Source organism: uncultured Maritalea sp., from assembly GCF_937139385.1.
GTDB lineage: Bacteria > Pseudomonadota > Alphaproteobacteria > Rhizobiales > Devosiaceae > Maritalea > Maritalea porphyrae_A.
The window spans coordinates 1-19,040 of sequence record NZ_CAKZPW010000304.1 but is presented as its reverse complement, the minus strand read 5'-3'; the positions used below and the strand labels follow the sequence as shown (position 1 = coordinate 19,040).

Sequence of the window (19,040 nt, the reverse complement as noted above, 5' to 3'; positions counted from 1 at the left end):
CGGCATCTTCTTCTGGTGTCCAGCCCGTTGTGCCAATCACATGCACCAAACCCAGGGCATGCGCCTTCTTGGCATAATCAATGCTAACCTGTGGCGCGGTGAAATCAATAATTGCATCTGTGCCATCAAGGGCGGCGTCTACATCTGAGGTAATCAGCACACCGGATGGCTCAAGCCCTGCTAACGCACGCGCATCCTTGCCAATGGCAACAACACCATCACGCTCAAGCGCGCTAAAAAGCGCCGCGCCATCAATACGCGCAATCGCGTGAATATTGGCTTGGCCCATTCGGCCACTTGCGCCCAAAACTGTGATTTTTTGCATTGATCTGCCAATCCTGTTTTGAGATTGATTTAACATAAAAACCGAACCTACCGCTAGCGATAGGCACAGATTAGAACCGTTTGCCAAAGACTATGCGATTGCCCGCTTTAGACAAGACCGTTTCAACTTCAGATGACATAATTTGCGCCAATTCAGGCCCAATCTGGTCCCCTGGCAACAAATTGAACCCAAGCCGTAGATAATATGGACCATTCCATGGCACATGTTCATAGGTCACACCCGCCGCACCTGCAAAGCCATTCGCTCTGGCAAAATCGACAAAGTGGGCGATAAGCCGTTCGCCAATACGCTTGCCTTGATGCTGGCGCAGAACCGAAATCTCCGCACAGTACAAAACGTCATCAACCGGTTTCGCGCGCAGAAAGCCAACAGGCTCGCCGCGGACTTCAGCCATCCAGATTATTTGATTTTGCCCAATAGCGTTGGCGTAAAATGCAGGTGATTTGGCAGAATAGTCCAGCTGAGTAAAGGCGCCGCCCAATTGTTTGAATAGCATTGCCGCATCATCTTCAATTTCCTTCAACCGCTCTGCATCTGCGCTATCGGCAGGGCGAATCGAGGTAATGATCGCATTGGCTGCTGCAATTTCAGCGTTCACAGCACCCGCTGCAGCATAAGGGTCATTCGCACGGTAAATCGGACGGCCAACCACCAAATGATCGGCACCAATTTCAATGGCCTGTGTGGGGGTCATGATCCGTTTTTGGTCGTCACTAGAACTAAAAGTTGGTCGAATACCTGGCGTAACCGCCATCAATTTGCCGCCACTGGCCTGTTTCACCAGCTCTATTTCATGGGCCGAACAAATTACCCCATCAATGCCTTCGCCCGCGGCCTGTTTGGCGCGGCGTTCCACCAAATCACGCACGCCATATGCGTATCCGCTGGCTTTTAGATCCTCATCATCAAGTGAAGTCATCACAGTGACGCCCATTAGCTTAGTTGCTGAGCCTTCAGCTGCGCGTTTGGCAGCGGCCATACAATGAGGTTCTGCATGAATGGTCACAATATCTGCGCCCAATTCAACCAATCCAGCGACGCCTTTTTCCACCGTGTTGGGAATGTCCAAAAGCTTGACGTCACAAAAGACTTTCTTGCCCGCCGCTTTGAGCGCTTTGGCCAAGCCAAGCCCATCATCCCCATAGATCAACTGATAGCCAATTTTAAAGAACACCCCATTATCGTCAATTCTTTCAACCAATGCCTCCGCTTCTTTGCGGGTGGAAACATCAAGGGCGGTGATCAATTGAGGGGTAGCTTTGGTCATAGGCAAGGTGGCTCCGGCAAGATAGCATGTCGGAGTTGTTAACTGGCATAGTTCGCCAAAAACAACAAGCTAATGTTGTCCAGATGGCCAATCCTCAAGCGATACCCAGTCTGTAAGCAATGTGCGGTTAGCCCAATCGAAAGAAAAAACATTGCCGCCACCTTTGGCTGCCATTAGGCGTTGATCTTCATCTCGCGATATCTGACGTTTTCCAATATGGCATTTCAGCAATGTGCCAACCGCGCCATGTCCGACAAACAAAACCCGTTTGTCCTCAAATTGGGTTAAATACTTATGCACGGCATCCACAATTCGATTTTGCGCAGCAATGGCAGTTTCCCAGCCTCGAACACTCTTGTCAGGTTGTTCAAAAAACTGGGTAGCTACGGTGTCGAACGCGTCGGCGGCCAAAAAGCCTGTGCTGGATCTATCGTTTTCATCAAATGCAGAGTTTTCAAGGAACGGCAGGTCTTGCCGATCACAAATAATTTCCGCAGCATCCAACGCTTTTTGTTCACTCGAGGCGATAACCAATTCAATGTGATCGAAAATGCCCCGACCAATCGCACGTTGAAGACGCTCCCTCCCTATATTCGACAGAGACCAACAAGGTGTTGGCACATTGGGGTCAATATTGACTTCGGGGTGGGTAAGATAGGTCGCTACAGACATATGGTCAGCGTTTAATGGTGATCAGCTCATGCAACAAAGCTTGTGCCCGTGCGGCAACACGTTGGTCGCAAAGCTCGCCTTTGTCATCAAATGCATCGGCTGCCATGCCCACACCAAGCGCGGTCGGGGCGATTAAGGCACCCACTTTAGACAGAACATCGCGCAAATGCGAAAGTGCCATAATGCCGGCAAGGGCGCCACTGGACACAGAGGCAATGCCAAAAGTGGCTTTAGAAAATGCGCCAAGTTTTTGATGGTGCACCCAATCAATTGTGTTCTTCAACAGGGGCGTTAGTGAACCATTATACTCAGGTGATGCGATGAATACCGCATCGGTATTCGCCAAGAGATTGGCCAGTTTTAAAGCACAAGCGGGTTGCTGTTCGGCTGGCAAATCTTCGTTGAACAAGGGCATGTCAAAATTGGCGAGATCCAAATAGGCCGCATCTGCGCCACGTTCGCGCAAATGGCGCACCATCATATGCGCCAATTGTGCATTATATGAATCATTGCGTATCGATCCAGAGATCGCCAGAATTTTCGTCATTGATTGCCCCTATCCATTTTATGACGGATCAGATCAGCTTTCAGATGACAACCCGCAAATCAAAACCACGCTTAATCCTTGCGGGCGTGCTCGCTCAATCCTTCAAATAGGCCTTTGATCTTCTTGAAAAAGCCCGCGGAGGTTGGATTGGTTTCTTTGGTTGTGATCTCGTCAAATTCTTCAAGCAATTCGCGTTGCCGTTTGCTCAGGTTCTGCGGTGTTTCCACATCCATTTGAATGTAAAGATCACCCATTTGCTGCGACCGCAAAACTGGCATGCCTTTGCCCTTAAGGCGAACACGTTGTCCAGCTTGTGTACCTTGAGGCACTTTCACTTTCGCGCGGCCTCCGCCCAAAGCAGGCACCTCAAACTCGCCACCAAGCGCGGCAGTGGTCATTGAAATGGGGACCCGACAGAAAAGGTCAGCACCATCGCGCTGGAACAAATCATGAGGCTTGATAGAAACGAAAATATAAAGGTCACCCGAAGGTCCGCCGCGCATCCCCGCTTCCCCTTCGCTTGAAAGGCGAATGCGGGTGCCATCTTCAATGCCCTTTGGCACATCAACAGACAATGAGCGAGATTCTTGTCGGCGTCCCTGGCCCGAACAATCGGTACAAGGTTGGTCCATTGTTTCGCCACGACCATGGCATTGTGGGCAGGTGCGCTCAATGGTGAAAAAGCCCTGAGCTGCGCGCACTTTGCCGTGTCCTTGGCAAGTGCCACATGTTGAAAAACCTGTGCCAGGTTTGGCCCCATGTCCTTCGCACGTATCGCAACTCACCATCGAAGGCACGTCGATATCAACGGTTTGCCCTTCAAAGGCCTCTTCTAGCGATATTTCAAGGTTATAGCGCAAATCAGAGCCGCGCATCGCAGAGCTGCGTTCGCGTCTTCCCCCACCTTGGCCGCCCATGAAGTCGCCAAAGATATCCTCAAAAATGTCAGACATGGATGAAGAAAAATCGGCGCCAAATCCGTTTTGTCCGCCACCATTTTGAAAGGCGGCATGGCCAAATCGGTCGTAGGCTGCGCGCTTTTGCGCGTCTTTGAGCGTGTCATACGCTTCAGAAACTTCTTTAAATGATGCTTCGGCAGCATCGTCCCCAGGGTTTTTATCTGGGTGATATTTCATCGCTAATTTGCGATAGGCTGATTTAAGGGTCTTGTCATCCGCTTCGCGGGCAACCCCTAGCACATCGTAGAAATCTTTTTTGGACATGGCGCTGGTGCTCCAAAATTGGTGCCCCGAGATCGTTGGCGGGACCCGCTTGCAAACATACAAGCTGCCCCGCCAATCAAGATCGGTTTGTTCAGTTAAGACTTATGACTTTTGGTCTTCGTCTTTAACTTCTTCAAAGTCAGCATCAACAACGTCATCGTCGGCTGCTGGTTCACCACCATCAAACTCGTCGCTGTCGCCTTCTTGACTTGCCTGATACATGGCTTCACCAAGTTTCATAGAGCTTTGAGCCAATGCTGTGGTCTTTTCTTTGATTAGATCCGCATCATCGCCTTCCAGCGCTGATTTGAGTTCTTCCAAAGCAACTTCGATAACTTCGCGTGTGCCTTCGTCGACTTTGTCGCCATGCTCTTTCAATGAGCTTTCTGTTGAGTGGACCAAAGCCTCGCCTTGGTTTTTCGCTTCAACAGATTCGCGCTTTTTAACGTCGGCATCAGCATTTGCTTCCGCATCTTTCACCATGGCTTCGATCTCTTCATCTGAAAGACCACCAGAAGCTTGGATTCGGATTTGTTGCTCTTTGCCAGTACCTTTGTCTTTCGCCGACACATTCACGATGCCGTTGGCGTCAATATCAAAAGTAACTTCAACTTGGGGAACACCGCGCGGTGCTGGCGGAATGCCAACCAAGTCAAATTGGCCAAGAACCTTGTTGTCCGCAGCCATTTCCCGCTCACCTTGAGAAACCCGAATGGTCACCGCAGACTGATTGTCTTCAGCTGTTGAGAACACTTGGCTTTTCTTGGTTGGGATCGTTGTGTTGCGATCGATCAAGCGGGTAAATACGCCGCCCAATGTTTCAATACCCAAAGACAATGGTGTTACGTCCAAAAGAAGAACGTCTTTAACGTCGCCTTGCAACACACCAGCCTGAATAGCAGCACCTGCAGCCACAACTTCATCAGGGTTCACACCCTTATGTGGCTCTTTGCCGAAGAACTCTTTAACGACTTCTTGGATTTTTGGCATACGGGTCATACCGCCAACCAATACCACTTCGTCGATTTCGCCAGCTGAAATGCCTGCGTCTTTCAACGCCGCTTTACAAGGCTCAATCGTACGCTTGATGAAATCTTCAACCAACTGCTCAAGCTTTGCGCGTGTCAGTTTAAGTTGAAGGTGTTTCGGGCCAGATTGGTCAGCCGTAATAAACGGCAAGTTGACTTCGGTTTGTGTAGCTGAAGACAATTCGATTTTTGCTTTTTCAGCTGCTTCTTTCAAACGCTGCAACGCAAGCTTATCGCCACGAAGGTCGATGCCGTTTTCGCGTTTAAATTCGTCCGCCAAATAATCAACCAAGCGCATATCAAAATCTTCACCGCCAAGGAAAGTATCCCCGTTGGTTGATTTTACTTCAAAAACACCATCGCCGATTTCAAGAATCGAAACGTCGAATGTACCACCACCAAGGTCGTACACTGCAATGATGCCTGCTTCTTGTTTGTCCAAACCATAAGCAAGAGCCGCAGCTGTAGGCTCGTTGATGATCCGCAAAACTTCAAGACCCGCAATTTTGCCCGCATCTTTTGTGGCTTGGCGCTGGCTGTCGTTAAAGTACGCAGGAACGGTAATAACGGCCTGAGTTACCGGCTCGCCCAAATAGCTTTCCGCTGTTTCCTTCATTTTTTGAAGGATCATGGCTGAAATTTGTGAAGGGGAGTATTTCTCACCCTTTGCTTCAACCCATGCATCGCCGCTATCAGCTTTGACGATTTTGTAAGGAACTAGATCTTTATCTTTTTTCACCATCGGATCGTCGAAACGACGGCCGATCAAACGTTTGATCGCAAAAAGAGTATCTTCCGGGTTGGTTACAGCTTGGCGTTTCGCTGGCTGTCCAACCAAACGGTCGTCGTCTGTGAACGCGACCATTGAAGGTGTTGTACGCGCACCTTCTGCGTTTTCAACGATTTTTGGCTCGGCCCCGTCCATAATCGCAATACACGAGTTGGTGGTACCAAGGTCAATTCCAATTACTTTACCCATTTATAAAACCTCTTTGTTGGCAGACCCTTTGTCTGACCCCGTTTCCAGCAGTCTTTCACCGGCATAAAAGCCGTTCGGATCCCTCATATTCATGTTTCAGGCACCGCCGTGCCCAATCCACTTGTTGATCGGTATATAGGAAGCAACAAATTGGGCTTCAAGCATCAAAGACAAGATTCTTTGAAACCGGCTCTTAGACCTTTGTTGCATCTCTTAATCGATCAATGTGCTTGCGAATAATTTGGACCGTAAAGAACAAGCGCGGTTATATAGACGTGATTGATTTAAAAAGCGACAGGAAAAAACAAAAAAACATGCGAATTTTCCCCGGCCAACTCGCCAAAACCGAGCAAGTGGAACTCCTCAAGCACATTGAAAATGCACTAGAAATCGCCCCGCTTTTCACCCCCACCATGCCAAGAACAGGTAAGGCCTTTTCGGTGCGCATGTCCAATCTTGGTGAGTTGGGTTGGGTTTCAGATCAACAAAAAGGCTACCGATATCAAGCACTGCACCCAACAACCAACAAACCTTGGCCCCAGATGCCCACCATGTTGTGCGACCTCTGGCATGAACTGACCGGCTATCCTGCTCCACCTGAAGCTTGTTTGATCAACTATTATGCCCCAAGCGCCAAAATGGGTCTGCATCAAGACAAGGATGAAGACGATCTTGATGCCCCGGTATTGTCCATTTCCCTTGGCGACCGCGCGCGGTTTCGGCTTGGGGGCACGACGCGTGGCGGCAAAACATCGTCATTTGACATTAGTTCAGGCGATGCGCTGGTGTTGGAAAAGGACACGCGGCTCGCCTTTCATGGCATTGACAAGATTTATCCAAATAGCTCTGAATTGCTTGCATCTAGCGCTGTGTTCCAAGACGGCGGACGGGTGAATTTGACCCTAAGGCGGGTCACAAAATCGAAATCAATTTAGCAAGATTTGTACAAAGCGGTTTGCTAGAATATTGAGAGAACAATATCGCAACAAATAGTGGGATGGACCAATGAAACATGAGCGCAAGGGAACATGCCTTTGTGGGGCAGTGGAAATTAGTGTCAACGCAAATGCCACCAAAATCGGAGCGTGCCATTGCACTATTTGCCGGCGCTTGAGCGGCGGATCGGCGTTCCTGGCTCTGCATGGTGACGACAAGCTTGAAGCAACGGGCGCCGAGCATATTGGGCGCTATAGGTCCTCAGATTGGGCAGAGCGTGGGTTCTGCACAAAATGCGGCACCCCATTATTCTACCACCTAACGGTAGGCACCATGGAGCATTTCTATTCTGCGGGTCTTTTTCAAGAAGATGATGCGGATTTTAGAGTGGTGCAGGAGATATTTGTTGAACAAAAGCCTGACTATTATGCTTTCTCAGATGAAAATAGCGAACGCAAAACCGCAGAACAGGTTTTTGCAGAGGCGAATGAGTAATAAAAAAAACCGGCGGAAAACCGCCGGTTTAAAACCTTAGAAAACGGATCGAACAGATTAAACTGAGCGATCCAAATTTTCGCCCGTTTCTGCGGCGTCATCACCATTGTTGATGGGCACAACCTTTGGGCCACCTTTGGCAACACCAACCATGGCGGGGCGCAATACGCGTTCGCCGATCACATAACCAGCTTGCATAACTTCCATCACGGTGTTTTCCGCTACATCGCTATTTGGAATTTCAAACATGGCTTGGTGAAAATTCGGGTCAAACTTTTCGCCTTTTGGCTCAAGTTTGGTAATGCCGTTTTTCTCAAGCAACCGGTGCATTTCGCGTTCGGTCATTTCAACACCCTCGATCAAGGATTTGAACGGACCTTCCGCTTCATCTTTGGCTTCTTGTGCCATAGTCATCAATGCACGTGACAGGTTGTCAGTTGCGGTAAGCATGTCACGAGCAAAGTTTGCCATTGCGTATTGACGGGCATCTTTGACATCGCGCTCGGTACGTTTGCGCAGATTTTCCATCTCCGCAACAGCGCGCAACAACCGATCTTTAAGCTTGGCGTTTTCAGCCTCAAGGACTTGTGTTTGAGACGCCGCTTCCTGTTCGCCCGCAGCATTTTCTTGAGCCTGATCTTCGTCTAGCTCAGTTTGATTTGCTTCGTTTTGGAACTCTTCGTCACTCATTATGTCGTTTCGCTTGTCTATTTAGTGAAATTGTTGCCCCGGATATCGACCATTGAACGTGAAATTTCAAGCACTCAAATCAATTGAACATGAAATTTGCGTCAAACACTGCGTTTGTTGATCAGTTTGGAGACCACATGGGCGGTATAGTCCACTGCCGGTACAATCTTGGCGTAATTAAGTCGTGTTGGTCCGATGACCCCCACAATTCCAACCACATTGGCGTTGTGGTCGCGATAGGGCGAAAGGATCACAGACGAGCCAGAAAGCGAGAACAATTTGTTCTCAGAACCAATAAATATCCGCACCCCATCCGCATCGTGGGTGTCACTCAACAGATCGATGATTGATTTTTTTGATTCCAACTCGTCAAACAGTTGGCGTACCCGATCAAGCTCTTCGCTTGCCATGGTGTCTGCAATCAAATTGGCACGGCCGCGCACAATCAAGGTTGGGGTTTCATCGCCCCGAGGTTCAGACAGCGTGGCAAGGCCTTCGTCGACCAATTGTTTGGTTAGCGCATCCAACTCAGATTGATGGGCAATATGTTGGGCTTGCAGCATCGAGCGCACTTCGCGCAAGGTGCGCCCAACAATGTGGTGGGATAAGAAATTGCTCGCTTTGGTCAATTCGCTCGCCGTCAGCCCGGGCGGGATGGAAAACACCCGATTTTCCACATGCCCATCTTCACCCACCAAAACAGCCATCGCCAATTCAGCGTCAAGGCGCACAAATTCAATATGTTTGAGAACAATGTCGGCTTTTGGAGCCAACACCAAGCCAGCACCATGTGACAAACCTGAAAGAACTTGGCTGGCTTGGGCCAATACATCTTCGATTTTTTCATGCTGGGTGACGCCATCAATATGTTTTTCGATGTTGCGGCGCTCTTCTGCGCCCATTGCGCCAACTTCCAGCATGGCATCAACAAAGAACCGCAGCCCTGCCTGAGTTGGAGCGCGCCCTGCAGATGTATGCGGCGCAGCGATAAGGCCCAAATCTTCAAGATCAGCCATCACGTTGCGCACGGAAGCCGCTGAAAGGCTTTCCTCCAGCGCGCGCGATAATTGTCGCGAGCCCACGGGCTCTCCCGTTTCAATGAACCGCTCCACAAGGCGTTTGAAAATGCCTTGCGAACGTTCATTGAGAACCGACAAAAAATCTTGATTGATAGGTGGTGTGCTCAAAACAGCCTCGTTAAACCAAACTCTATTCCTATTTATGCGCAATTTCTTGGATCGCCAAGCGATTAGCCGTTCAAATTTTTCGCAAAAATCATCAAAAGCAGCGCTTTACCCTTGAAGTTGGCTGCAATTTCAGCCAAGCAAAGCCACAAGATAAGGGCATTACAAAAGGGGAACCCTATGCGGCCGTCAAAACGCGCAACTGACCAAATGCGCGATGTTACCATTGAGCGCCATGTTTCTTCTCACGCAGAAGGATCATGCATGATCTCGTTTGGTGGCACCAAAGTATTGTGCACCGCAAGCGTTGAAACCAATTTGCCACCCTGGCGTCGGGGCCAAGGTTTGGGATGGGTTACCGCAGAATATGGCATGTTGCCCCGCTCAACAGGTCAGCGCATGCGCCGCGAAGCAACCGCGGGCAAACAATCTGGCCGCACCCAAGAAATTCAGCGCCTTATCGGACGGTCTTTGCGCGCAGTGGTCGACATGAAAGCATTGGGCGAAAACCAAATCACGGTGGATTGTGATGTGATCGAAGCGGATGGTGGCACGCGCACAGCCGCGATTACCGGTGCATTTGTGGCTATGAGTGACGCGCTGTCATGGATGCGCGAACGCGACCTTGTTGGTGACAATGTGGTCAGCGATCATTTGGCGGCTATTTCTTGCGGCATCTACAAAGGCCAACCGGTGCTTGATTTGGACTATGACGAAGATAGTGCGGCAGAAACTGATGCAAATTTTGTGATGACTGGTTCCGGCGGCTTTGTTGAAATTCAAGGCACCGCAGAAGAGAGCCCATTTTCTGCCGACGAATTGGCAAAATTGATTGGTTTGGCGCAAAAAGGCGTCAATGAGTTGGTTGCACTGCAAAAAGCGGCGTTAAAGGACTAATATGCGCAAGCTGCAAAAAGGCCAAAAACTGGTTGTTGCCACCCATAATGAGGGCAAGGTACGCGAATTCCGCACGCTTTTAGAACCATTTGGGTTGGAATTGGTGTCTGCTGGCGAATTGGGGCTGCCCGAGCCAGAAGAAACCGGTACAACGTACGAAGAAAACGCCAAGATCAAAGCCTTGGCGGCAACCAAAGCCTCAAGTCTTTGGGCGCTGTCTGACGATTCAGGTCTAAGCGTTTACGCCCTTGATGGTGACCCTGGCATTTATTCAGCGCGTTGGGCAGGACCAAACAAGAATTTTGACGATGCAATGGTCAAGGTTCACACCTCTTTGATGGAAAAAGGTGCAATGGCGCCGGGTAAACGCACAGCCGCTTTTGTAGCGGTTTTGTGCCTGGCCAACCCCGAAGGCGAAACAATATGCTTTGAGGGGCGAGCTGAAGGCACATTAGTATGGCCCCCACGCGGCACGTCTGGCTTTGGTTATGATCCCATGTTCCAGCCCGATGGGCACATGCGCACTTTTGGTGAAATGAGCGAAAGCGAAAAACACGCTTGGTCTAAAGACAAAATTGGACTTTCGCATCGCTCGCGTGCGTTTTCTTTGTTTGTGAAGGACTGTTGCCCTGACGATTGAGCCGGATCTTTTTGGCGTCTATGTGCATTGGCCGTTTTGCGCGGCCAAATGCCCTTATTGTGACTTCAATTCTCATGTGCATCGCGGTCCCTTTGACGAAGAGGCCTTTGTTGAGAACTATCTCACCGAGATCAGCCAAACAGCTGAATTGGTGCCGGGTCGGACTGTACGCTCGATCTTTTTCGGTGGGGGAACGCCTTCCCTAATGCAGCCCCAATCGGTTGAAAAAATCATCAATGCGATTTCCACCAAATGGCAATTATCCAACGACGTTGAAATCACCCTAGAAGCCAATCCCACAAGCGTGGAACGAGAAAAGTTCCAAGCCATTCGCTTGGCAGGCGTTAACCGGGTATCGCTCGGGGTACAGTCTTTGCGCGCCGAGCCACTAGCTGCGCTCGGGCGTTTGCATTCAGTCGAAGACGCAAAAGCGGCGGTCAAACTGGCCCAGTCGATATTTGATCGGGTCAGCTACGATTTAATCTATGCCCGCCCCAACCAAACTTTGGACGAATGGCGCGAAGAATTGAACGAAGCGCTGGATTTAGCCCGGGAACATATCTCGCTTTATGCACTGACCATTGAATCGGGCACCCGCTATTATGACCTGTTTCATGCCGGTAAGTTGAATATGCCCGGCCCCGAATTGTCAGCTGACTTTTATGAATTGACCCAAGAAATCTGCGATGCGCGTGGTTTACCGGCCTATGAGATTTCAAATCACGCCGCGCCGGGCGAAGAAAGCCGCCACAATCTAACCTATTGGCAATATGGCGAATATGCGGGCATCGGCCCAGGCGCACATGGACGTTTATTGATTGAAGGTAAGCGCCACGCCACCGCCACTGAGCGCATGCCATTCAAATGGGCTGAATATGTAAGTGCAAAAGGCGATGGGTTCGTTGAGTTTGAGGCCCTAAGTCGCGGCGAGCAATCAGACGAATATTTGCTGATGGGTTTGCGCCTTAAAACCGGCATTTCTCCAGCTCGTTTTGAAGCGCTTGCGGGGCAAAAACTGCGCCAAGAACAAATCGACCACCTCACCGGGATTGGTTTTGTCGAAATGCTGGAAGATGGCAACTTAAGGGTCACCGATAAAGGTTGGCCCGTGCTTGACGCTGTTGTGGCAGATCTTGCGGCCTAAGGGGTAAACCCCTTAGGGCATCTTCGCCCCGTCAACGATCCGGCTGCCATCTATTACCACTTGCTTCACCACCAAAGCATGTTGGTTTGTGCCATTGTCAAAGAACCGGAACACCCCATCTTGGCCTGCAAATCCACTTGGACGTGTTAGCTGATTGCGATCATAGCGTGGTGTTGCATTGGCTAGGGACGAGGAGTTTGCCAGCAATATGGATGTATAGGCAAAGGTTGCCATTGGGTGTGGCGCCACCCCATAAATGGCTTCATATTCTGGCTTCAAACGTTCATAACCGGCACCATCCACCGCGGGAAAAAAGGCACCCGTTAAGAAAGGCGTTTGAGAAACTTTAACGTCGCCATCCCAGTCAGCCGAGCCAATAATTGTAATGTCAGACTTTTCAATTTGTGCGCTTTCAAGCAGCACTGCAATTGAAGGGGCAGTTGCCCGGTCAGGCAAAAAGATCGCGTCAACCGTACCCGAAATCAAAAATGGCACCAATTGCTCAACAGCTGTGCGCGCTTCTTCTTCATTCGAGAATTGGTAAATCCCGTGGATTGCCGCGCCCGTTTCTGAGGCAGCAACACGGAATGCGCCCTCTTGGATTTGCCCAAAGTCGGTGCGCGGCACGATGGCGGCAAAATTCTTCCGGCCAAAATTCTGGGCATATTTGATTGAGCGCAAAACTTCAGATTCAGGCAAGACGTTCAACAAATAGATACCGGGGGCGGACGCGCCTGAATTGTTGGAGTAGCCAATCAAGGGAATGCCCGCCGCTCGCGCAACGCTGCCTGCTGCCCGCACGCCGTCGGCTCTAAGTGGCCCAAGTATCAGACTTGCGCCTTCACTCACAGCCTGTGTGGCAAGCGCCTTGGCCGTTACCGCAGAACCACCTGTGTCTTTGACCACCACTTGGATATTGGAAGCGAACTGGTTGTTTGATTTGATTTTGTCAATTGCCATTTTGGCACCATTGCGGATCGAAATGCCCACAGTGCCCAAGCCGCCTTCAGCACTCAAAGGCGTCAACAAAACCACACGTACTGGCCCATCGCCTAGGGTTTCGCCACTGGCTGGGGGTAGATTGCCTTGCAGCACTGGTTTTTGCTGGTTGTTGGATAGGTTGGACGGGCCAAAATTGAAATCGGGTGTGCAGGCAAAAAGCCCAACCGCCGCAAGAAGACTTGCTGCCAATTTGGCGCCGCCCGCCAAAGGTTTCAAGTTGAATGCCAACATCGCTAAAGTACCCCAGTTTATTTTTTGCCGCTTATTGTGCTCTTGGTCTTACGCCAAAATACGCAATTGCTCCAATAGCTATACAAAACAGGCTGCAAAGCTTAAAGAGTCAATTGAACAAATATTTGGACAATGAGCAGATTTCATGGCGGAACATCAATTTCTTATATCTGGTCATGCATTTGTAGCGCCCAAGCTCGAGCCAGCCCTATATTTGGTTTCCACCCCGATTGGTAACCTCAAAGATATCTCCGTTCGGGCGCTGGAAACCTTGGCGGGCGCTGAATTGATCCTTTGTGAGGACACGCGCACTTCCGCCAAGCTGTTAAACGCCTACGGCATAAAGACCCAAAAGGCATCGCTGCACGAACATAATGAAATGGCCCAAGCGCAAAATATTGTGGATGAGGTAAAATCAGGCAAAGCCATTTGCTTGATATCAGATGCGGGCACCCCGCTGATTTCTGATCCAGGCTTCCCCTTGGTTCGAATGGCCGCTGAAGAAACCATTTCTATTATCGCCATTCCCGGCGCATCTGCTGTATTGAGCGCGTTGGCGGTGAGCGGCCTACCAACGGATAGTTTTAGCTTTTTTGGCTTTTTGCCGCCCAAACAAGCCGCGCGCATAAGTAGGTTAGAAGAGCTTAAAACCCATCAACCAACATTGATTTTTTATGAATCACCCAAACGCACCAGCGCCACCTTGAGCGCTCTGGCGCAAGTGTTTGGCTCTGACCGGCAAGTTGTTGTGGCGCGTGAACTGACAAAGCGTTTTGAAACGCTTTATCGGGGCACAGCGGGCGAGTTGGCCGATGAATTTGCTGGTGAAACGGTAAAAGGCGAAGTGGTGATCTTGGTGGCCGGCGCAAGCAAACTGGCACAGGTTGACCCCGATCAATGGCGGGCAGTGCTGAAAACTTTGATGGAAGAAATGCCCCTGCGCGGAGCAGTGGACAAAGTTGCCGCAGACTTTGATTTGAAACGGAAGCAAGTCTATCAAATAGCGCTTGAGCTGAAAAATGCCGAATAGCTCAAAACGCACAAAAGCTGAGCATTTTGGCCGCAAAGGTGAATTTTGGGCAAAGATATTTTTGTCACTCAAAGGCTTTCGCGTCATTGACCAGAGATTTAGAGCACGAGGCGGTGAAATTGATCTCATTGCAAAACGCGGCGAAATGCTTGTGTTTGTTGAGGTGAAAGCCCGGCGCAAGCAAGAGCATTTGGGCGAAGCTTTTGAAGCGGTACGCAAAGACAGGATCATCTCTGCAGCTCAATATTGGCTTTCTCAAAACCCACAATATCAGACCCGAACAATAAGATTTGATGTGATCGGCCTTGCACCTTTATTCTGGCCTGTGCATATCGTTGACGCGTTTCAAACAAATTGAATGGATAAAGGCTTTATGGCAACGGCGAAAAAACTCAAAATTGGCGTGCAAATGGACCCAATTGAAAGCATCAACCCCGTTGGTGACAGCAGCTTTGCCATGATGCTTGAAGCCCAAGCGCGCGGTCATGAGGTCTTTTATTATCTACCCGCCACGCTGGCGCTTGAAAACAATGTGGTCAGCGCTGAGGTTTTCCCAATCAAAGTGATGGACGACACGAAGAATTGGTTCGAACTGGGCGCAGGTCAAATCACTGACCTGTCAGAATTGGATGTGATTTTGCTGCGCCAAGATCCCCCGTTCGACATGAATTACATCACCACCACCCATTTGTTGGAGCGTTTGCACCCCAAAACACTAGTGGTGAATGCACCTGAACCTGTGCGCAATGCCCCTGAAAAAATTCTGGTCACTGAATTTCCAGATCTTATGCCGCCAACTCTGGTCACCCGTGATCGGTCCCGGATCGTTAAATTCCGCGAAACCCACGGCGATATCATCGTCAAACCCCTGTTTGGCAATGGGGGAGCAGGCGTATTTTTGCTGCGCGAAAACGACCAAAACCTGGTTTCATTGCTCGAAATGTTTGAGGATAGTTTTCCCGAACCCTTCATGATCCAGAAATATCTACCCGATGTCAGAAAAGGCGATAAACGCATTATCATTATTGATGGCGTACCCGTTGCGGGGCTTAATCGCATACCCGCAGAAGGCGAAGCGCGCTCCAACATGCATGTGGGCGGTCGCCCTGAATTTGTTGAACTCACCCCCCGTGATCTTGAAATCTGCGCAAAAATTGCTCCAGCGCTTAAGCAACGTGATTTCATTTTTGTCGGCATTGACGTGATCGGCGATTATATTACCGAAATCAATGTGACTTCGCCAACAGGTATTCGTGAGATCAAGCGCTTTGGCGGGCCTGACATTGCGGTGTTGATTCTCGACGCTATTGAAAAGCGGCGCTAAACCGCTAGAGTGCCCTCATGCCGCTAGACACCTTTTTGATTGCCCTCACTACCTATTTTGCCACCATTGGTCCGGCAGATATTGTGGTGTTGTTTGCGGCGTTGACCGCAGGTGCATCGGCAAAAGAGCGCCGCGCCATGGCGCTCAAAGGCACAGTAATCGGTGGTTTGGTGCTTTTGTTCTTCGCACTGTTCGGCGAAGCGATATTGCACATTTTTGGCATTGGTCTGCCTGCTTTGCGCGCAGCGGGCGGTATTTTGTTGCTTTTGATCTCCATTGATATGGTGTTCGCGCGCGATTCTAGCGCCACATCTACCACCGACGAGGAAAATGCAGAAGCCGCGTCCAGCAACGATATTTCGGTATTTCCACTGGCTACGCCCCTTATTGCTGGGCCTGGTGCGATCGGGGCGACGATCCTTTTAATCGCCGATGCATCTGGCGATCATGCTCGGCAAGCTGCAGTTGTGGGCGGGTTGATGACCATTCTTATGGCCACTTACCTGTTGTTGCTTGGTGCGACCCAGCTGCAAAAGATCCTTGGCGTGACCATTTTGCATGTGGTGTCTCGGGTTGTGGGTGTTTTACTGGCGGCCCTGTCCGTTCAGTTCATCTTTGATGGTATTCGCACCTCGGGTCTTATCCCCGGTCTCACATAAAAGACTGATTGTCACTAAACCGGCTCGTCATGCCAATCGGTTGGCGCTAATCTTGCCTCATGCTTGAAATCTTTTTGAAAACATTGCCGTTCTTTGCCCTCATCGCTTTAGGCTATGGGGCGGGCCGTACCGGCTTTTTCTCAAAAGAAGCGATTGCTTACCTCACAAAATTCGTCTTCTATTTTGCCCTATCCGCCATGCTGTTTCGCTTTGCAGCCAACTTGTCGTTGGGCGAAATTTTTGACTGGGCCTTTGTGGGCGCTTATTTGGTGGGCAGTTTTGCAGTTTACGCCGTCGCGGCGCTGGTGGCACGCCAGCGCGGATTGACGATCGCTGAAATGGCGTTTGAAGCCCATACATCCATCATTGGCAACGTGGGTTTTCTGGGCGTGCCCATGTTGGTGTTATTGTTGGGTGAAGCCGCCATCGGGCCGGTCATTCTGGTTTTGGCTATGGATTTAACGGTTTTCGGCTCTTTGGTGGTTGTTTTGGTGACATCGTCCAAAGGATCATCTTCGCCAAGCGCAGCACTTCGGTCTGCTCTTTCAGGCTTGGCCGCCAACCCAATGATTGTGTCCATCACCATCGGGTTGATTTGGTCCGGGTTTAACATCCCCATGTGGCAGCCACTTGACGATTTTGTGACCATTCTTGGCGGTGCAGCCACACCGGGCGCCTTGGTCGCCATCGGTGCATCCTTGTCGACCATCAAAGCGCGTGGTCTGGTGCCTGCGTTTTGGTTGAGCGGTTTAAAACTATTCGTCCACCCTATCGCCGTGGCCATCACCGCACTTTGGCTGTTCCCCGTTGATGGATTTGCCGCAAGCGTCATGATTGCTTGCGCTGCCCTGCCAGTAGCGGGCAATATTTACATTCTGGCGCAGCACTATGATGTGGCGCCGCAAAAAATATCGGCCTCCATTTTGGTTTCAACCGTCGTCTCCGTTGCTACCGTGTCAGTGGTCATTGCCTTGGTGAAACAAATCCCGCTGTGAAAACTAAGCCCGCCTGTCGGGCATGGTTTGATCGAGCATGGGAAACAGCCACTCTTCAAAGATCTGGATTTTCTTCCAATTTTGACGGCGTTCTGGGTAGCACAGCCAAATCGCGTGATCTTCCTTTTCAACATGGTCAAACGGTTGCACTAAAGTGCCCGTAGCAATTTCTTCGCGATAGAAAGAGGGGGTCAGCAGCGCAACCGAGCTCCCCGATATCGCCGCAACCCCATGAATATATTGAACATCCAAAATCGGGCCAGTTGCTTTTTTCAACTCAGAGGTATTCACATTCATCGAGCTAAACCAACTGTGCCACCAAGGGTCCGATGGACTAGCCATAGGCAGTTTCAATAGGTCCTTGGGCTCTTTTAGGTCGTGTTGGGCCAACAGTTTTGGCGATAACATGGGCGTATAGTCAAAATGCATCAGCTTTTTCGCCACAAGGCCGGGCCAATTGCCGTTGCCGGTTCTTATGGCAACATCAACGCCCGCTGACTGAAAATCACTATACGCCGTGCTTGATATATCCAATTTAACGGCCAGTGCAGCGCAACAAATGGTAAATGCGCCAAAATGTTTGGCGAGCCACGAACTGGCAAACGTTTGCGCGGTTGTAATGGTCAATAAGTCGTCGGCTTGCCCCCGCGCTTCAGCAAATGATCTTCGAATAATTTCAAACGCTTCGGTGATGGAAGGTGCCAATCGCGCCCCTGCTTCAGATAAACTCACCTGCCGTGTTCCACGAATGAACAGCGGTTCGCCAAACCGATCTTCGAGCTGCTTAATTTGATAGCTCACCGCCGACTGTGTCATATGTAACTCACTGGCAGCATTAGTAAAACTCTTATGTCGTGCTGCGGCCTCAAAGGCTCTAAGCGCGGTCAATGGGGGTAAGGGGTCTAAAGCCATACATAAAATCTCCTTATGCATGGTAGCTGAGCTTTTGTTGGTCAACAACCCTAAAGCGCGTCATCCTATGTCAACAAAGGAGATCAAAATGACCTGCAATATAGCTTCAGATGTTCCACGTGAATCCTATCAAACAAAGTCTAGGCTTTCACTCATTCGCCTGGCCAAAGAGTTTTTGGCGAAGCGCAAGCTTTCGCTTCGTGCCTTGAGCAAGTCTGAGCGGCGAAAAATTCCCAATGACCGCATGGTTGTCCTAAGCCCCCACCTCCTCAGGGATATTGGATTGTTGGATTCAAGTTCGCCATCTAGGCATAAATAAACCTGTTCCTGAAATGTTCTTGTGTCTTATCTATTTGGCTGCTAGCCTTGGAGACATACTTAAGGATTTTTCAGGACCCAGTGATGGTAACTCGCGTTCAAACCGTTGCCTTTCAAGGAATTCAAGCGCTCCCGGTAGACGTGCAAGTGCAGGTCGCCAACGGCATGCCCGCCTTCAATATTGTCGGGCTGCCGGACAAAGCAGTCGGCGAAAGCAAAGAGCGCGTGCGCTCTGCCTTGACCTCATCTGGTCTGTCACTGCCCCCCAAACGCATCACCATCAATCTCTCACCAGCCGACCTGCCCAAAGAGGGCTCGCATTTCGATCTACCGATTGCACTATCCCTGCTTGCCGCCTTGGATATCATTCCAGCGGACGAAATCGAACGCACGATTTCTCTCGGGGAACTATCGCTGGACGGATCGCTCGTTCCCGTCATCGGAGCCCTGCCCGCCGCGATGACCGCCGCCGACAACAGCGCACGCGGCAGCGCTGCCACTGCTGAGGAACAGCCCTTCTC

Annotated in this window: 20 protein-coding genes and 2 pseudogenes; 11 read left to right on the top strand and 11 right to left on the bottom strand. The window is 50.3% G+C overall.

Annotation, left to right across the window (positions count from 1 at the left end; genetic code table 11):
- The 7 genes and pseudogenes from Q0231_RS12555 to dnaK all read right to left on the bottom strand — a co-directional run.
- A pseudogene (locus tag Q0231_RS12555) lies at positions 1-325 on the bottom strand (4-hydroxy-tetrahydrodipicolinate reductase); the annotation flags it as partial.
- Positions 326-395: 70 nt separating this feature from the next.
- Entirely contained in the window at positions 396-842 is a 447-nt protein-coding gene (locus tag Q0231_RS12550) for a GNAT family N-acetyltransferase (RefSeq protein ID WP_299347900.1), read from the bottom strand.
- 78 nt (positions 843-920) lie between these two features.
- Positions 921-1,613: pseudogene (gene pyrF / locus Q0231_RS12545) on the bottom strand (orotidine-5'-phosphate decarboxylase); the annotation flags it as partial.
- Positions 1,614-1,682: 69 nt separating this feature from the next.
- Positions 1,683-2,285: a histidine phosphatase family protein gene (locus tag Q0231_RS12540; RefSeq protein WP_299347898.1), complete on the bottom strand. Its 603-nt coding sequence runs from the start codon at positions 2,283-2,285 to the stop codon at positions 1,683-1,685.
- Between the two features lie 4 nt (positions 2,286-2,289).
- On the bottom strand, positions 2,290-2,832 hold the full coding sequence (locus tag Q0231_RS12535; RefSeq protein ID WP_269393368.1) for an NADPH-dependent FMN reductase: 543 nt from the start codon (positions 2,830-2,832) through the stop codon (positions 2,290-2,292).
- Positions 2,833-2,903: 71 nt separating this feature from the next.
- Positions 2,904-4,055: a molecular chaperone DnaJ gene (dnaJ, locus tag Q0231_RS12530; RefSeq protein WP_269393367.1), complete on the bottom strand. Its 1,152-nt coding sequence runs from the start codon at positions 4,053-4,055 to the stop codon at positions 2,904-2,906.
- Between the two features lie 102 nt (positions 4,056-4,157).
- A complete protein-coding gene (dnaK, locus tag Q0231_RS12525) occupies positions 4,158-6,062 on the bottom strand; it encodes a molecular chaperone DnaK (RefSeq protein ID WP_269393366.1) in 1,905 nt (634 codons plus the stop codon).
- Between the two features lie 314 nt (positions 6,063-6,376).
- On the opposite strand from dnaK, the gene Q0231_RS12520 reads away from it, so the two are divergent.
- Both Q0231_RS12520 and Q0231_RS12515 read left to right on the top strand, forming a co-directional pair.
- Positions 6,377-6,997: an alpha-ketoglutarate-dependent dioxygenase AlkB gene (locus Q0231_RS12520; RefSeq protein ID WP_299347897.1), complete on the top strand. Its 621-nt coding sequence runs from the start codon at positions 6,377-6,379 to the stop codon at positions 6,995-6,997.
- Between the two features lie 70 nt (positions 6,998-7,067).
- Positions 7,068-7,493, top strand: coding sequence for a GFA family protein (locus Q0231_RS12515; RefSeq protein WP_269393364.1), 426 nt, complete (start codon positions 7,068-7,070; stop codon positions 7,491-7,493).
- 57 nt (positions 7,494-7,550) lie between these two features.
- Here Q0231_RS12515 and grpE read toward each other — a convergent pair whose 3' ends face one another.
- Both grpE and hrcA read right to left on the bottom strand, forming a co-directional pair.
- Complete coding sequence (gene grpE / locus Q0231_RS12510) at positions 7,551-8,183, bottom strand: nucleotide exchange factor GrpE (protein ID WP_269393363.1); 633 nt, start codon at positions 8,181-8,183, stop codon at positions 7,551-7,553.
- 101 nt (positions 8,184-8,284) lie between these two features.
- Positions 8,285-9,370 (bottom strand): heat-inducible transcriptional repressor HrcA, encoded by a 1,086-nt coding sequence (gene hrcA / locus Q0231_RS12505; protein WP_269393362.1) that lies wholly within the window; start codon positions 9,368-9,370, stop codon positions 8,285-8,287.
- A 177-nt stretch (positions 9,371-9,547) separates the two neighbouring features.
- On the opposite strand from hrcA, the gene rph reads away from it, so the two are divergent.
- The 3 genes from rph to hemW are packed head-to-tail and all read left to right on the top strand — an operon-like array spanning position 9,548 to position 12,048.
- Positions 9,548-10,264 (top strand): ribonuclease PH, encoded by a 717-nt coding sequence (rph, locus tag Q0231_RS12500; protein ID WP_269393361.1) that lies wholly within the window; start codon positions 9,548-9,550, stop codon positions 10,262-10,264.
- A gap of 1 nt (position 10,265) precedes the next feature.
- Entirely contained in the window at positions 10,266-10,904 is a 639-nt protein-coding gene (gene rdgB, locus Q0231_RS12495) for an RdgB/HAM1 family non-canonical purine NTP pyrophosphatase (RefSeq protein WP_299347896.1), read from the top strand.
- Positions 10,894-12,048 (top strand): radical SAM family heme chaperone HemW, encoded by a 1,155-nt coding sequence (gene hemW / locus Q0231_RS12490; RefSeq protein ID WP_299347899.1) that lies wholly within the window; start codon positions 10,894-10,896, stop codon positions 12,046-12,048. Before rdgB ends, hemW begins: the two co-directional genes overlap by 11 nt.
- A gap of 12 nt (positions 12,049-12,060) precedes the next feature.
- Here hemW and Q0231_RS12485 read toward each other — a convergent pair whose 3' ends face one another.
- Positions 12,061-13,281: a penicillin-binding protein activator gene (locus tag Q0231_RS12485; protein ID WP_299347895.1), complete on the bottom strand. Its 1,221-nt coding sequence runs from the start codon at positions 13,279-13,281 to the stop codon at positions 12,061-12,063.
- A 145-nt stretch (positions 13,282-13,426) separates the two neighbouring features.
- Here Q0231_RS12485 and rsmI point away from each other — a divergent pair, with 145 nt between their 5' ends.
- Genes rsmI through Q0231_RS12460 form a run of 5 tightly spaced genes read left to right on the top strand, consistent with a single transcriptional unit; the run spans position 13,427 to position 17,289 of the window.
- A complete protein-coding gene (gene rsmI, locus Q0231_RS12480; RefSeq protein ID WP_299347894.1) occupies positions 13,427-14,311 on the top strand; it encodes a 16S rRNA (cytidine(1402)-2'-O)-methyltransferase in 885 nt (294 codons plus the stop codon).
- Positions 14,301-14,669 carry a YraN family protein gene (locus tag Q0231_RS12475; protein ID WP_299347893.1) on the top strand — a complete coding sequence of 123 codons (369 nt, stop codon included), beginning with the start codon at positions 14,301-14,303 and terminating at the stop codon, positions 14,667-14,669. Before rsmI ends, Q0231_RS12475 begins: the two co-directional genes overlap by 11 nt.
- A gap of 15 nt (positions 14,670-14,684) precedes the next feature.
- Positions 14,685-15,635, top strand: coding sequence for a glutathione synthase (gene gshB, locus Q0231_RS12470; RefSeq protein ID WP_299347892.1), 951 nt, complete (start codon positions 14,685-14,687; stop codon positions 15,633-15,635).
- Positions 15,636-15,652: 17 nt separating this feature from the next.
- Positions 15,653-16,294: a MarC family protein gene (locus Q0231_RS12465; protein ID WP_269393354.1), complete on the top strand. Its 642-nt coding sequence runs from the start codon at positions 15,653-15,655 to the stop codon at positions 16,292-16,294.
- A 59-nt stretch (positions 16,295-16,353) separates the two neighbouring features.
- Positions 16,354-17,289: an AEC family transporter gene (locus Q0231_RS12460; protein WP_269393353.1), complete on the top strand. Its 936-nt coding sequence runs from the start codon at positions 16,354-16,356 to the stop codon at positions 17,287-17,289.
- 3 nt (positions 17,290-17,292) lie between these two features.
- Here the strand turns inward: Q0231_RS12460 and Q0231_RS12455 are convergent, their stop codons facing one another.
- Positions 17,293-18,201: a LysR family transcriptional regulator gene (locus Q0231_RS12455; RefSeq protein WP_269393352.1), complete on the bottom strand. Its 909-nt coding sequence runs from the start codon at positions 18,199-18,201 to the stop codon at positions 17,293-17,295.
- Between the two features lie 402 nt (positions 18,202-18,603).
- Here Q0231_RS12455 and Q0231_RS12450 point away from each other — a divergent pair.
- The coding region (locus tag Q0231_RS12450; protein ID WP_299347891.1) for a magnesium chelatase domain-containing protein at positions 18,604-19,040 on the top strand (437 nt) is incomplete at its 3' end.